Origin of the sequence: Bifidobacterium tibiigranuli, from assembly GCF_022655035.1 — a bacterium.
In the GTDB taxonomy this organism is placed as follows: Bacteria; Actinomycetota; Actinomycetes; order Actinomycetales; family Bifidobacteriaceae; genus Bifidobacterium; species Bifidobacterium tibiigranuli_A.
On record NZ_JALCUA010000001.1, the window covers coordinates 136,310 to 150,130 of the forward strand.

General features: G+C 58.1%; 14 protein-coding genes. 9 read left to right on the top strand and 5 right to left on the bottom strand.

Translation table 11 applies throughout. The annotated features are described in order from the left end of the window. The first annotated feature begins 214 nt into the window (after window positions 1-214). The 6 genes from LKK40_RS00605 to LKK40_RS00630 all read left to right on the top strand — a co-directional run bounded on the left by LKK40_RS00605 (window position 215) and on the right by LKK40_RS00630 (window position 6,112). Window positions 215-1,381: an iron-containing alcohol dehydrogenase gene (locus LKK40_RS00605; protein ID WP_304308317.1), complete on the top strand. Its 1,167-nt coding sequence runs from the start codon at window positions 215-217 to the stop codon at window positions 1,379-1,381. 51 nt (window positions 1,382-1,432) lie between these two features. Further along, on the top strand, window positions 1,433-2,488 hold the full coding sequence (locus LKK40_RS00610; protein WP_304308318.1) for a methionine ABC transporter ATP-binding protein: 1,056 nt from the start codon (window positions 1,433-1,435) through the stop codon (window positions 2,486-2,488). Between the two features lie 76 nt (window positions 2,489-2,564). Further along, window positions 2,565-3,161 (top strand): methionine ABC transporter permease, encoded by a 597-nt coding sequence (locus LKK40_RS00615; RefSeq protein ID WP_304308320.1) that lies wholly within the window; start codon window positions 2,565-2,567, stop codon window positions 3,159-3,161. A 96-nt stretch (window positions 3,162-3,257) separates the two neighbouring features. After that, a complete protein-coding gene (locus LKK40_RS00620) occupies window positions 3,258-4,115 on the top strand; it encodes a MetQ/NlpA family ABC transporter substrate-binding protein (RefSeq protein WP_304308322.1) in 858 nt (285 codons plus the stop codon). A 28-nt stretch (window positions 4,116-4,143) separates the two neighbouring features. Beyond that, window positions 4,144-5,022: a DUF1684 domain-containing protein gene (locus LKK40_RS00625; RefSeq protein ID WP_304308324.1), complete on the top strand. Its 879-nt coding sequence runs from the start codon at window positions 4,144-4,146 to the stop codon at window positions 5,020-5,022. A gap of 22 nt (window positions 5,023-5,044) precedes the next feature. Beyond that, window positions 5,045-6,112 (top strand): iron-containing alcohol dehydrogenase family protein, encoded by a 1,068-nt coding sequence (locus LKK40_RS00630; protein WP_304308326.1) that lies wholly within the window; start codon window positions 5,045-5,047, stop codon window positions 6,110-6,112. A 192-nt stretch (window positions 6,113-6,304) separates the two neighbouring features. Here the strand turns inward: LKK40_RS00630 and LKK40_RS00635 are convergent, their stop codons facing one another. The 4 genes from LKK40_RS00635 to LKK40_RS00650 all read right to left on the bottom strand — a co-directional run bounded on the left by LKK40_RS00635 (window position 6,305) and on the right by LKK40_RS00650 (window position 9,566). After that, window positions 6,305-6,664, bottom strand: a complete 360-nt coding sequence (locus LKK40_RS00635) for a fluoride efflux transporter FluC (protein WP_304308328.1) — start codon at window positions 6,662-6,664, stop codon at window positions 6,305-6,307. Further along, window positions 6,661-7,242, bottom strand: coding sequence for a fluoride efflux transporter FluC (locus LKK40_RS00640; RefSeq protein WP_304308330.1), 582 nt, complete (start codon window positions 7,240-7,242; stop codon window positions 6,661-6,663). Before LKK40_RS00640 ends, LKK40_RS00635 begins: the two co-directional genes overlap by 4 nt. Further along, entirely contained in the window at window positions 7,239-7,913 is a 675-nt protein-coding gene (locus LKK40_RS00645) for a universal stress protein (RefSeq protein ID WP_304308331.1), read from the bottom strand. The genes LKK40_RS00640 and LKK40_RS00645 overlap by 4 nt, the downstream gene beginning before the upstream one ends. A 276-nt stretch (window positions 7,914-8,189) precedes the next feature. Further along, entirely contained in the window at window positions 8,190-9,566 is a 1,377-nt protein-coding gene (locus tag LKK40_RS00650; protein ID WP_304308333.1) for an O-acetylhomoserine aminocarboxypropyltransferase/cysteine synthase family protein, read from the bottom strand. A gap of 395 nt (window positions 9,567-9,961) precedes the next feature. On the opposite strand from LKK40_RS00650, the gene LKK40_RS00655 reads away from it, so the two are divergent. The 3 genes from LKK40_RS00655 to LKK40_RS00665 are packed head-to-tail and all read left to right on the top strand — an operon-like array spanning window position 9,962 to window position 12,511. Next, window positions 9,962-10,801 carry a MetQ/NlpA family ABC transporter substrate-binding protein gene (locus LKK40_RS00655; protein ID WP_304308335.1) on the top strand — a complete coding sequence of 280 codons (840 nt, stop codon included), beginning with the start codon at window positions 9,962-9,964 and terminating at the stop codon, window positions 10,799-10,801. After that, window positions 10,798-11,841, top strand: coding sequence for a methionine ABC transporter ATP-binding protein (locus tag LKK40_RS00660; RefSeq protein WP_304308337.1), 1,044 nt, complete (start codon window positions 10,798-10,800; stop codon window positions 11,839-11,841). The genes LKK40_RS00655 and LKK40_RS00660 overlap by 4 nt, the downstream gene beginning before the upstream one ends. Beyond that, on the top strand, window positions 11,834-12,511 hold the full coding sequence (locus tag LKK40_RS00665; RefSeq protein ID WP_304308338.1) for a methionine ABC transporter permease: 678 nt from the start codon (window positions 11,834-11,836) through the stop codon (window positions 12,509-12,511). The genes LKK40_RS00660 and LKK40_RS00665 overlap by 8 nt, the downstream gene beginning before the upstream one ends. A gap of 94 nt (window positions 12,512-12,605) precedes the next feature. Here LKK40_RS00665 and LKK40_RS00670 read toward each other — a convergent pair whose 3' ends face one another. Then, a complete protein-coding gene (locus tag LKK40_RS00670) occupies window positions 12,606-13,775 on the bottom strand; it encodes an amidohydrolase (protein WP_304308339.1) in 1,170 nt (389 codons plus the stop codon). Window positions 13,776-13,821 lie beyond the last annotated feature (46 nt).

The window sequence follows — 13,821 nt, forward strand, 5'->3', positions numbered from 1 at the left end:
ACAACCCCCTTTGGGCTATGTCGCAGAACGGCCATCGTCCGGCGGCTTTATTCCATCGTATCAGCCGGGTGGCATGTTATCTGAACGCCTAGAAGCCAGCCATAGGATAACCCACCATTATTTATATGTATATCAACAGGGATGTCGTGGCGCGTAAGCGAACTTACACTGGGTGACCACCAGCTTCAGTCAATTGACAGCAAAGGTCGGGGTTATGACTTTCACCTATTACACGCCAAGCGAACTCGTTTTCGGGCCCGATGCGCAGGCGCAGCTCGAACGGCTGCTTGCCAAGCATCATGCGACCTCCATCCTGTTCGTGTACAGCGGCGACTATGTCTTCGAACTCGGCATCCACGACATCGTCGAATCTGCCGCACGATCGATCGGCGCGCAACTCATCGAGAACGGCGACGTAGTACCCAATCCTCGCATCGATCTGGTCCGCAGCCTCGTCACGCAGGCCAGGGAGCACCAGGTGGACTTCGTGCTTGCCGCAGGAGGCGCCAGCTCCTTCGACACGGCCAAAGCCGTGGGAGTCGGAGTTCCTTATCATGGCGACGTCTGGGATCTGTTCGATGGCACAGCCACGCCATCAGACACCCTGCCCGTCGGCGTGATTTCGACGCTGCCCGGCAGCGGCTCCGAGGTGTCGGACTGCGCTGTGCTGCAACAGGAGCACGACAAGCGGGCTTTGGAAACTAGGCTCATCATTCCGCGCTTCGCTATCGTCAATCCGGAATACTCACGCACCGCTCCGTACCATTACCAGGCTGCCGCAGTAGCCGATCTTGCCGTTGGATTCCTCGAACCGTATTTCACCGCCAAGCCACATATCGAGGCAGCGGACCGATTGTTGGAAGGAGGTTTGATCGCAGCAATCGCCCAAGGCAGGCGGTTCGCCGAAGACCCGCAGAGTCTCACGACGCGCACGGAATTGCACTGGCTGTCAGCCACGATGTTCAATCACTGTTTTCTGGCGACCGGATCAGACAACGATTGGACGACACATCGTATCGAGCACGAGATCGGTGGGGAATTTGACGTGATCCACGGCGAAGGCATCGCGGCGATTCTGCCTTTCATCATCCGATATGTGGCTCGTCGCAGACCTGAACGTTACGCGCAGCTTGCCGTCCGAGCATTCGGAGTCGACCCCTACGACGTCGATGAATACCATGCAGCGAACATACTGGCCGATGAGCTGGAGCGGTATTTCAAGCTCCTTGGACTCGCCACGAGCCTGCATGAGCTAAGCGTCGGCGCGGAATCGTTCGCTCACATAGCCGATCGACTGACCCATAACGGCGCAACGAGCGTAGGCAATTATTCCCCGCTAAACCGCGCGGACGTGCTTGCCATCCTCGAACTCGCCCGCTGATTCAAACCACGCTACACCAACCAATGCACCCGGTAAGGAGACGACATCGATATGCCTGCAACGATTGATACTGCGACAATTGCCATAAGCAATCTCGTCAAACGATACAAAACCGAAGATGGAGAGAAAACCGCCCTCGACGGCATCAACCTCAGCATCGAGCAAGGCGACATCTATGGCATCATCGGCTTGTCCGGAGCAGGCAAAAGCACGCTGGTCCGATGCATCAACGGCCTCGAACGCTACCAGGAAGGCTCTCTTCACGTGCTGGGCAAAGACGTACGCCAACTTAGACGGCAAGAGCTGCGCGAACTTCGACGCGAGGTAGGCATGATCTTCCAATCGTTTAATCTTATGCCTTCGCGCACTGCCGCAGGCAATGTGGAGCTGGCCTTTCGCGGCAAGGATGACAGAGCTGAACGCAGCAAACGTGCTGTCGAGCTGCTCGATCTGGTCGGGCTTGCCGATAAAGCCGACAGCTACCCCAGTGAGCTTTCCGGAGGCCAGCAGCAGCGCGTCGCCATTGCAAGGGCGCTGGTCAACAACCCGAAAATCCTGCTCAGCGACGAGGCCACCAGCGCTTTGGACCCGAGCACCACGAAATCGATTCTTGCCTTACTGCGCCATCTGCATGATGCGCTGGGCCTGACCATCGTCATCATCACCCATCAGATGTCGGTTATCAAGCAGATCTGCAACAAGGTGGCAGTCATCGACTCCGGCTCAATCGTAGAAGAGGGCAATGTGTTCGACATCTTCGTCAATCCGAAGGCGCCGCTGACCCGGGCCTTCGTGAAAACCACTTCCAATCTCGGCAAGGTCCAGGACCTGATCGAGGCCAAATCGCCGTTAGTCGAGATTCAGCCGGGTCAGGAGCTGCTGCGCATGCGCTATGTCTCCAAGCAGGTGTCCGAAGCGCTAATCTCGCATATTTCGCGCGATTTCAACATCGATGCGAATATCATCTTCGGCGATGTCGATATCATCGACGACGCCCCATTAGGAGGGCTTGTCGTTGCACTCAAAGGAGACCCTCACGATATCACCAATGCAAACGCATATCTGCAAGGCCGCGGCATAGGAATCGAGGTGCTTAACCATGATTGATCTATTCGCGCGGTGGTTTCCCAATGTAGCGTCGAGACTCCCTGAATTCTTCGACAGTTTCGTGCAGACTTTGATCATGCTCGGGATTGCAGGCGTTATCTCATTCGTCTTCGCTGTGCTGTTTGGCGTGATTCTGACCGTCACACAGCCTCACGGGCTGACTGAGAATGCACTCGTATTCAACGTAGTCGACAAACTTGTCAATCTCTTCCGTTCCATACCGTTCATCATTCTCGCCACTGCGTTGGTTCCCGTGACCCGTGCTGTGATTGGCACGGCAATCGGCACCGTAGGCGCAATCTTCCCGCTGATCATCGGCATCGTCCCGTTTTTCAGTCGACAGATACAATCGGCTCTGGCCAGCGTCGATCCGGGTTTCATTGAGGCGGGGCAGGCCATGGGACTCGGCACCTTCGAAATCATCATCAAGATCTATCTGCGCGAGGCCATTCCGCAAATCATCCGAGTCAGCGTCATCACTCTGGTCAGTCTCGTCGGCCTGACAGCGATTGTGGGCGTAGTGGGCGGCGGCGGACTGGGAGACTTCGCGATTCGCTATGGATATCAGCGATACATGCTTGACGCGACCTATGCGACGATCATCGTGCTTGTTCTGCTCATAGGGCTTATCGAGTTCATCGGACGGCTGCTGGTCGAAGTTACAGAACATTAGCAGCTGCCTTCATCCATTCACCACAACAATCAATCCAACACACCGATCACCGCAAACACCATCAATAGGAAAACCAACAAGAAAGAAGACACTATCATGGCAACTCGTTCGCGCAACAAGGCGAAGCGCACGCTCATCATCGTTCTCGTCGCAGTCATCGTGGTTGTCGCCGCAATCGCGGGGACATTTATTTACCAAAACTCGAGATCCTCGGGAGAAACGGTCGTCAGACTCGGACTCGTGGGCAATTCCGAGGAGAATATATGGGACGCCGTACAGCAGCAGCTTGATAATGAACATGCCAACATCAAACTGGAATACAAGACATTCCAAGACGGCATTCCCGCCAATCAGGCCCTTTCCAATGGAGATCTCGACATCACCGCCTTCCAGCATTACGCATTCCTCAATCAGGAGATCAAGGACAAGGGATACAAGTTCACCGTCATCGGTGAAACCTTTCTGTCTCCACTCAATCTGTACTCCGATAAGTACAAGAGCGTGAAGGACTTCAAACCAGGAGACAAAGTCGCCATCCCCAACAATGCCACGAATCTTGGGCGAGCACTGAAAGTCCTTGATTCAGCCGGTCTGATCACGCTCAAGGACAACACGACCGCCAACCCGACCACCGACGACATCGCATCCAATCCGAGCGGCATCGTCATCGTCCCGAACGATGCCCCCTCGATTGTCAGCCTGCTGCCCGACTATGCAGGAGGCATCGTAAACACGAACTTCATCACCGATGCCGGCAAAAGCCCTGAAGACGCCCTGTACGCGCCCCTGGTCAAGGCCGGAGATAAGACGTTCCAGCCGTACATCAACGTGATTGTCGCAAACACCGATCAGAAGGACAATCCGACTTTCAAGAAGATCGTAGATGCCTATCACACCAAGCCTGTGGCTGTGCAAGTGGAAAAAGACCATAACATCCCAGTCTTCAAATACTAAAAAATCGTCGATAGTGAAAGGATTTACAATGAGTTCACCTACTATAACGCCGCGAGCACGGACCACGACAGACCTCTACGTGCAGCAATGGCATATCTGGCACCAGCAGCGACTTGAGACGCTCACTGCGCCCCATGGCTACCTCGCCCCCACATCCATAACCTGGGTATCGAATGGCGAATCAAAAGGGATCGAGGCAATTCCCGGCACGTGGAGCGCCGATGGCGACGTGCTGACGTATACGCCGGATCCGCAGAACATCTCCTTCGATCATCCTGTGCTTAACACGGACGAACCAGTGAATGGTCCGCTTTCCTTTGCCCCTACCGCATTCGGCGAGCAAGCCCTAGGATATCTGCAATATGGCGACATCCTCGTGGAAATCAACTCCCAGACCGATCTGGTCAGGCAGGACACGCACCGCTTCTGGCTGCGGGTCAAAGACCCCAAGGCGCGAAGCCGACGCGATTTTCGTGGCATCGATTACTATCCCGTAGACCGGAAATGGCGCATACCTGCCACTTTCAGACGACCTGAGACGAATGAACTCGACATCCATGACTCAGTGGTGACGACGGTTCTGCAATCCTACCCGGTTGTCGGGTTCGTGGAATTCACTTATGGAAGCACTCCATATTCGCTCGTCGTCTCGAATGTCTTCGGCCACGCCAGTATCTTCTTCTCAGATGAGACGACTGGCAAGGAGACCTACGGAATCGGCCGCGTTCTGCAGCTGGACGCGCTCACCTTGGACAGTCTGAACGCCATCGATTTCAATTACGCGATCAACTACCCGTGCGCATTCTCCACATTCTGCACCTGCCCGATTCCTTCGAAACGCAACCATCTGCCCTTCGCCATATCGGCCGGGGAAAAGACACCTGCGGAAAACGCACAATATCTGTAAGGCGCAAAGGCAAACACGAACTATGAGCACCATATTCGACGACGATATTCGCAGCGGTCCCGACCGTTATATCAGCGAACCGGGGGTAGCCAAGAGACTGCCTGAATACTTGCGCGAATATCGCAACCCTCTCATCATTACCGGACGCAAGTCAGAATCTGCATTCTTTCGCTACACGAAATTCTCGGATTTTCCTGCGCCGGTATTGCATTATGACGGCAGCGCAACACTCCAAAACGCGCACGACTTGGCTCGGGAGGCCGACGGAGCCGATGCAATCGTAGCTATCGGGGCAGGCAAATTATCCGATACGGTGAAAAATGTCGCCGAGGAAATAGGCTGCCACCTGATCATAATTCCCACGCTGGCAGCTACCTGCTCCGCCTATTCCGCTCTTTCGGTCAATTATGACGGTGAGCACCGTTATGTCGAATCGCATCTGCATGAACACAATAGCGATCTTGTGCTGGTTGATGCCGGACTGATATCTACGGGGCCAATCGAATATCTGGTTGGCGGCATCGGAGACACCCTCGCCAAATGGTACGAATCCGACCCGGTATTCGCCAGAGCGAATGCATTACGTGCATTCGATAGACTTTCGCAGCGTTCAGCGGCATTGATCCGCGATATATTACTTGAACATAGCGAGTCCGCCCTGCACTCGGTGCATGCGGGCCAGACGAGTGAGTCTCTGAGACTAGTGATTGATACCATCATCGGGCTTGGCGGCACAGTTGGAGGTTTTGGCGGGACACGAGCCCGAGCGTCCGGCGCCCATGCCATACATGATGCACTCACCCTGCTGCCCGGTTCATCGCATACGGTGCACGGGGCGAAAGTAGCCTATGGCATCATCATTCAGCTGCTTGCGCAGGATGATGCCGCAGAAGCTTTAACCTTGCTGCCTTTTTACCGGTCCATAGGGCTCCCCCACACGTTTGCTGCCATGCACTTGGAGCCTACGCATAAGGCATTCGCAACGGTAGCCACGTTTGCGGCAAGTCCTCAAGCCGCGTTCGGTCTGGCAGTGCCGGAAATAACCCCGGAACGAATCGTAAAAGCGATGGAACAGGCCGAGACACTATAAACGTCACAATCAAAAGCACTCGGTTTCCGCCATTCCGCCCAACGACAGTGACCCCATTCGAGCAATCGGTGCTGGATGCCGCTGCGGAGACTCCAATGTATGTCAACAATCTGGATGAAATGAAGGAAATAATCCGCAATGCTTAGGCTGGCCTATTCACCTGCGTTTCTGCGCGATGTACGCTTCCTCACCTCACCCAATCACAAAGCCCAACAAGGTTGCGGCCAAGCTGAGCACGAGCATGCCACCGGTGTGCTGCAGCGCGCGCAGAGGTTCATGCGCCTTGATGAGGCGCACGCCTTCGACGCTTGCGGTGCTGAAGGTCGAGTAGCCGCCCAGGAATCCAGAGCCGAGTAGCAGGCGCACGGTGTCGGAGCCGATGTGCGAGGTCACCCAGCCGGTGAGGATGCCCATGAGCAGGCAGGCGGTGATGTTGACGACGATGGTGCCCAAGGGGATGGTCAAGCGGTTGCGCTTGTTGACCCACGTATCGACGAGGAAGCGGCTGGCAGCGCCAAGGCCACCAAGCAATGCAGCAAGAATGAGCATCATGACTGGTCTCCTTTCTGCGCGTCCGCACGGGCAGTTGCATTAGCTTCGCCAGCCTCAGCAGTCCCGTCAACTTCGACGATTGGCTGTGCTACGAAGTCAGCAGAGCCAGCGGAGTTTGTTGACGCAGCAAGCTTCGTTTCGTCTGCGCCCTCTGTGGCAACGGTTTTGCGACGATGCCCGAGCCATTCTCCCGCACCGATTCCCAAGCCGGCGCACATCAAGCCCACCACCACGCTGATAGCGAGATATGCCAACGCCAAGGCGACGGCGTGGCCGGTTATGCGGGTATCGGTTTCCAGAATGAATGTGCTGTAGGTGGTGTATCCGCCGATAGTGCCAGTACCCAGGCCGAGTCGCCAGATTCGCCTTGCGCCGACGTCTTCGCCCGTAGTGGCCAGATATTCCAACAGGCAGCCGAGAATGAACGACCCGGTCAAGTTGATGAGCAAGGTCATCCACGGCCACGACGCGTCCGGGGCCTGCAATTTGCTCAATGAGATGCGGATGAGGGAGCCGACGCTGCCGCCTGCGAAAACAGCGGCGACGGATTGCAGCAGTACTCTGGTGCGCGAGTTCACTCGTCCTCCTCGCTTTGCTGCTTGCCTTCGCTGCCGGTTTGCGCGAAGATTCCCGCAACGACGCCATTAGCGTCAGCGCCGCCAGCACTAGCAGCATCGTCATATTTTCCCAGCGGAATCACCACGACCGGGACGCTCTGACTATGTTCAAGACGCACCGAAATCGAGCCGCGCAGCCACTCCTCGACTGCGGCGACGGGACCGTGCTCGCGCGTCCCCACGATAATCGCCTTGGCATCCGCACGCTTCGCCTCATCAGACAGCCGACGCATGGGGTCGCCACCGAGACGTCTGAAGGTCACAGGGAACCCGGAACGCCGCGCCATGCGGTCAATGCGCTGCCCCAGCTCAAAGGCCTGCACGCGCTGCTCCTCGTCCAAACTGTCGGGGTCGAGCGGTTCCCAATGCCCATCGACCTGTATCAAGGTGGGATCGACGTAGACGGCGATCAGCCTGTCAAACAGGCCGGTCTTGGCCCAGCGCAATGCCGTCTGCATAACCAAATCGGGCTGGTCAGGCGCGATGCCGACAATCGCTACGCGATGAGATGCCGCGCCACGAAGAGCACCAGCTTCAACTCCCCGCTCCCCTTGCGGCTGCCCCTGTTGAGACGCCGCACCGGACGGCTCACGCGCAGTCGAATTCTGAGAACTACCAATAGCTTCCGCCATGCCAAAGCTCCTTTCAGCAATATGCCTAGCGGCATGGCACAACGTCACGCCGCTACACGACAGATTGAGTAGGAACCATCAGCATGATTGGTTATGAATGCAATGTTCATAAACATTGTGTTCATAACAAACCGTGCGGTTCGGACATACGTCCAGGCGGGGCCCATCACCGTTCTGCCCGACAGCCTACCACTTCTGCGCCCGTATTGCATTCGGGTGCATACGATTCAGGCAGATGCACGCCGACAAACCCCGAGCCACACCCCACTAGTCTGCTCAGTATGCGCCGGCAATCGCCTGATCGAGGTCAGCGATGAGATCGGCCGGGTCTTCAAGGCCGATGGAGAGGCGCAGCAGGTTGTCGTTGACGCCGGCCGCCAGGCGGTAGCGCTCCGGGACCTCGCGGTGCGTGATGCGGGCCGGGTTGACGATCAGCGAGCGCGAATCGCCGATGTTGGGCACATAGGAGAACAGTTTGACGCCGTCGACGATGCGGTTCACATGCGATTCGTCGCCCTCGACCTCGAAGGAGAGCACGGTTCCCACGCCCTGCGGCAGGTATTGCGCGACCAGTTCGCGCTGCGGGGCGTCGTCCAAGCCAGAGTAGTTGACGCGGACGATATGGTCCACGCCGCGCAGATACTGGGCGATGAGCTTTGCCGTGGCGACCTCCTGGCGCACACGCTGCGGCAAGGTTTCCAAGCCGACCATCTGCAGGTAGGCATTGAAGGGCGAAAGCACCGCGCCGAAAGTGCGCACGTATTTGGTTCGGATGCGCCTGATGAAGGCCGCGTTGCCGAAGGCTTCGGCGAAGCTATGCCATACGCCGTTGCGTTCGTCGCTGATCACCAGCTCCTTGCGGGTGAGATGCGGGAAGCGGCCATTGGTCCAATCGAAGTTGCCTGCGTCCACGATGACGCCGCCCAGCGCATTGCCATGCCCGGAGATGCCTTTCGTGGTGGAATGCACGACGATGTCGGCACCGAATTCGATGGGGCGCAGCAAGTAGGGCGTCGGCACGGTGTTGTCGACGATCAGCGCGATGCCATACCGGTGCGCCAAGTCGGCCAGCGGCTTCAAGTCGGTGATTTCAGTCGAGGGGTTAGCAACGGTTTCGGCGAAGATGGCCCGCGTATCCGGACCGATCTTCGATTCGACTTCGGCCAGATCGTTGATATCGTCCACGAAATCCGTGTGGATGCCGAACTGCGGGAAGAAGGTATCCATCGCATCCACCGAAGCGCCGTACAGATCGGTCGGTGAAATAATGCGCCCGCCGCCTTCGGCCGCGCACAGCAGCGCGAAGGAGACCGCGGCCATGCCAGAGCCGACGGCGACTGCGCCGATGCCGCCTTCCAGCTGCGCGATGCGCTGCTCCAACGCATCCACGGTGGGATTGGCGACGCGGGAGTAGGAGAAGCCGCGTTTCTCGCCGCCGGCAAGCGCATTGCCATGCTCGGCGGAACGCAAGGCATAGGCGACGCTGGGATAAATCGGCGCGCTGGCTGAATCGTGATTCGCGGAAGGGGCATACCCGCTGTGGATACTGCGCGTCGCAAACCCGAATTCACTGTCCGGAGCATTCGCTCCTGCCTGAGCGTTCTCTCGAACGTCTTCGCGGCATCCGTCCTCCGGCGTCCTGTTCTGCGACATAATATCCACTCCTACTTCCTCAATCTTCGCGACGCTTAGCAACTGGCGACTAGGCAACCAGCATCTGAGGCCTCGCGCTACAGCAGCACGCTACATAGCTACATAGGCATGCAGCACATTCGCACCATAATGCCCGCACATTGCATCCATATGACTTCATAGCATACGTATCACTACGAAGCTAACGTCTTCGAAGGCTGCAGCCACGCAGCGCCCTATATCAAAAACTTATATGCGGTTCACAACCTCAAGCAAATAGCGTAGTCTCGCAGCGGTTCTAACTTCTATGTATAGGCCTGCCGATGCGTCGTGCAGGGCAGTTTTCTACCATATAAGTTCATCACCGTGCAGAAAGGCAGATCCCTCTGCACAGAAAGACACCACGAGGAGACACTATGAATTCCATGCTACGAAAGGCCGCAGGCGCAGCGGCGATCGTTCTCTCGGTCGCACTCGTCGCCGGATGCGGTTCAGCGCCAAGCTCGACATCCTCCAACACGAAGTCCATCAGGGTGGGCACCTCGCCGGGGCCGTACAGCGAATTGTTCAAGAAGGGTGCCGCTCCGGTTCTGCAAAAAGAGGGCTATACGATCAAATACACGAGCTTCAGCGACCTGCAGACCGCTGACGTCGCCTTGAACGAAGGCAGCGTCGACCTCAATGTGGACCAGCACACGGCTTATATCAACGCCTTCAACAAGAACAAGGGCGGCGATCTGGTGCCGCTGCAGGCGATTCCGACTGTGCCGGCCGGCCTGTATTCGCAGCGCCACAAGTCACTCAAGGATGTGGCTAGCGGCGATCTGGTCGCCATCTCGCAGGATCCCTCGAACGAATCGCGCGGGCTACGCTTGCTCGAAAAGATCGGCTGGATCACGTTGAAGCCCGACGCGGACCCGGTGACGGTCACGCCCAACGACATCGCGACGAACCCGAAGAACCTGCAGATCAAGCCGATGGATTCGGCCACGATTCCGCGCTCGCTGGGCGATCTCGATTACGCGGTGATTCCTGGCAGCGTCTCCTATAGCTCGAAGGTCGATCCGAAGCTGCAGCTGGCTCAGGAGAAGCTGAAAGACGAGTATCTGCTGCAGGTCACGGTCAAAAAGGCCAACAAGGATGCCACTTGGGCCAAGGATGTCGTCAAGGCTTACAAGTCCAAGGAATTCCTTGACTATCTTGGCAAGAACAACACCAACAACTACTGGTTCGTCCCCGAAAGCCTGAAGCAGTGAGCGAGCTGGAAGACCCGGTCGTGCGCTTCGAGCACGTCTCGAAGACCTATCATGCGGACGGACAGGATCAGCATGCGCTCCACGACGTATCCTTCGATGTACCGGCGCACTCGTTCTTCGGCGTCATCGGCTCCTCAGGTGCAGGCAAAAGCACGCTGATTCGTACGGTGAATGGGCTGGAACGCCCGACCAGCGGCACGGTTACCGCGCTGGGCAAGAATCCCGCAGCCATCACGAAAACGGAGCTTTCCTCGCTGCGACGCGAAATCGGCATGATCTTCCAGCACTACAATCTGCTGCAATCGAAAACGGTCGCCGAGAATGTGGCAATTCCGCTGCTGCTCGCGCACACCGCGAAGGACACCATCGGGCAGCGCGTGCAGGAATCCCTGCGCATGGTCGGGCTGAGCGAGCATGCGCAGTCGTATCCCTCGCAGCTTTCCGGCGGGCAGTGCCAGCGCGTGGGCATCGCTCGGGCGCTGGTCACCAATCCCGCGATTCTGCTCTCCGACGAGGCGACCAGTGCACTCGACCCGGTGACCACGCGGCAGATTCTCGATCTGCTCAACGATATCAACAGCCAATACGGCATCAGCGTGCTGCTCATTACGCATCAGATGAGCGTGATTGCGCGCTCCTGCCAGCAGGTCGCCGTGCTCGATCACGGTGATGTCGTGGAGCGGGGCGCGGTCAGCCAGGTCTTCTCGCATCCCAGCAACCCGCTGACCCGGCAGTTCGTGGAGACCGTGGTGCCGCGCCAGCTTCCCGAAGCGCTCGCCGCCCGCATCGCCCAAGGCGAGGAAGGCACAACCGTGCTGATTCGCTACCGTGACGACGCCGCCAAGCATGTGCTTGCGGCTTTGCAATCGAGCACTGGCGCGCATGAAGTCGCACTGCTGCATGCCAATGAGAATGCGCTGCGCGATGTCTCCATCGGCCAGCTTGTCATCTCATTGCAAGGCGCTGATGGTGCGACCCTGGGGCCGAAGCTCGGCGAACTCGCCACCGACGATTTGGAATTCGAGGTGCTTCATGAGTAACTTTCTCGATAGCACGGTCACTTTCGACCAGTATGTGACCGCCTTCCGCGAGACGCTGTACATGGTCGGCATCGCGCTGGGCATCGGCGCACTGATCGGCATTCCGCTCGGCGTGGCGCTGGCTTTTACGCGACCAGCAGGGCTGACCCGCAACCGCCCGGTCTACGCGGTGCTCAATGCCGTGGTGAACATCATCCGCTCGGTGCCGTTCATCATCCTGATGGTGGCGATTATGCCGTTCACGCGTCTGATCGTACATACCTCAATCGGCACCAATGCAGCGCTCGTGCCGCTGGTCGTCTATGTCGCGCCGTACATCGGCAGGCTTATCGAAAGCGCGATCCTGGAAGTCGATTCCGGCATCTACGAGTCGGCAGCCGCCATGGGCGCTTCCACGCTGCAGACGATTCGCTATTTCATCCTGCCCGAAGCCAAGGGCTCCATCGTGCTGGCACTGACGACCGCCACAATCGGACTGATTGGCGCGACCGCAATGGCTGGCACCATCGGTGGCGGCGGCGTGGGCGATCTCGCGATCTCCTATGGCTATCAGCAGTTCGATACGATTGTCATCTTCATCACGGTGGTCATTCTGGTCATCGTCGTGCAGGCCGTGCAGTCCTTCGGCAATTGGTACGCGCGGCGCTCGCGCCATGTCGCTGAGCGGTAGGGTAGCTAACTCCTACGGTGCCAAGAGGGCCGGGGCAATTCTCAATGAATGGGAATCGCTCCGGCCCTCTTGCGTTCGTTCACAACACTCTGCTCTACAGCTCTTTCAACGTGCGCAACGCCACCGTGGCCAGCAGATCCGCGCCGCTCGCCAGCGCATCGAGCTTGGGGAAGAAGGTCGGGCCGTGCATGGGGCGGTCGGCGTTGCCGACGCCGATGTGAATGAATGCGCCGGGTGCCTGCTGCAGGTAGTACGAGAAATCCTCGCCGCCTAGGGAAGGATGCGGGGCGGCAACCGTGAAGCCTACATCGGTCGCGGTCGATGCGGCGAGCGCCGACCAGTGCGGGTCGTTCATCACCGACGGCGAACCGTATTCCCACTCGAAATCAGCTGTGACGCCGTACGCGGCGGCGACGCCATCGACTACTGCCTGCAGCCGGTCGTGGATTACTGTCCGGTCTTCGGGGAACGCAGTGCGTGCAGTGCCTTCGAGGAAAGCCTGCGCCGGAACGACGTTCCATGTGCTTCCCGCCTCGACGTGAGTGACGGTGACTACACGCGGATGCGCCGGATCCACATCCTGCCCGGCGATGGACTGAATGCCTTCGATGATGGCGACGGCCGGGCGAATCGGGTTGAGACCACCCTGTGGATGCGCGGCATGCGTGCCTCGACCGTGCACGGTGACGTGGAACTTGTCGACCGCGCCGCTGTCCGGCCCCGAGCCGATGATGACGGTTCCCGGCTCAGCCTCGTTGGTGTCATGCGTACCGTAGAACGCCTCAACATCAGCGAGCACGCCGGTGTTGAGCACGGCGACGGAGCCGGTGGGCGTATCCTTATCGGCCGCGACCTCCTCGGCCGGCTGCAGAATCACCTTGATAGTGCCCGCGAAGTCCTTGCGCCGCTCGTTGATGATGAGCGCCGCGCCGATTGCGGTCGTCATGTTGTAGTCGTGTCCGCATCCGTGCAGATAGCCTTCATTGAACGAAGCGTATGGCAAGCCGGTTTGCTCGGTGATCGGCAGGGCGTCGATGTCGCCGCGCACGGCCACGACATGCCCCTCCCCAGCACCCGTTCCTTCGCCGTGAATCACAGCAACCAGACCGGTTTTCAGTCCGGAATCCAAGATCTCGATGCCGTGCTCATCGAATATCTGCCGTATCCGCTTGGTGGTCTCGAACTCCCGATACGAGGGTTCAGGATGCTGATGGAACCATTTCGCATACGTTTCCAGTTCCTGCTGCAGATCGCGCTGAGGCATATGATTATTCCCTTCGATTATCGTGATTCTTTTTCTCAACCCAAGC

Coding starts and splice junctions, on each gene's coding strand:
- LKK40_RS00670 (WP_304308339.1), bottom strand. CDS start 13,775: ATGCCTCAGCGCGATCTGCAGCAGGAACTGGAAACGTATGCGAAATGG.
- LKK40_RS00635 (WP_304308328.1), bottom strand. CDS start 6,664: ATGATGCTCATTCTTGCTGCATTGCTTGGTGGCCTTGGCGCTGCCAGC.
- LKK40_RS00605 (WP_304308317.1), top strand. CDS start 215: ATGACTTTCACCTATTACACGCCAAGCGAACTCGTTTTCGGGCCCGAT.
- LKK40_RS00655 (WP_304308335.1), top strand. CDS start 9,962: ATGAATTCCATGCTACGAAAGGCCGCAGGCGCAGCGGCGATCGTTCTC.
- LKK40_RS00630 (WP_304308326.1), top strand. CDS start 5,045: ATGAGCACCATATTCGACGACGATATTCGCAGCGGTCCCGACCGTTAT.
- LKK40_RS00665 (WP_304308338.1), top strand. CDS start 11,834: ATGAGTAACTTTCTCGATAGCACGGTCACTTTCGACCAGTATGTGACC.
- LKK40_RS00615 (WP_304308320.1), top strand. CDS start 2,565: ATGCTCGGGATTGCAGGCGTTATCTCATTCGTCTTCGCTGTGCTGTTT.
- LKK40_RS00610 (WP_304308318.1), top strand. CDS start 1,433: ATGCCTGCAACGATTGATACTGCGACAATTGCCATAAGCAATCTCGTC.
- LKK40_RS00625 (WP_304308324.1), top strand. CDS start 4,144: ATGAGTTCACCTACTATAACGCCGCGAGCACGGACCACGACAGACCTC.
- LKK40_RS00650 (WP_304308333.1), bottom strand. CDS start 9,566: ATGTCGCAGAACAGGACGCCGGAGGACGGATGCCGCGAAGACGTTCGA.
- LKK40_RS00645 (WP_304308331.1), bottom strand. CDS start 7,913: ATGGCGGAAGCTATTGGTAGTTCTCAGAATTCGACTGCGCGTGAGCCG.
- LKK40_RS00620 (WP_304308322.1), top strand. CDS start 3,258: ATGGCAACTCGTTCGCGCAACAAGGCGAAGCGCACGCTCATCATCGTT.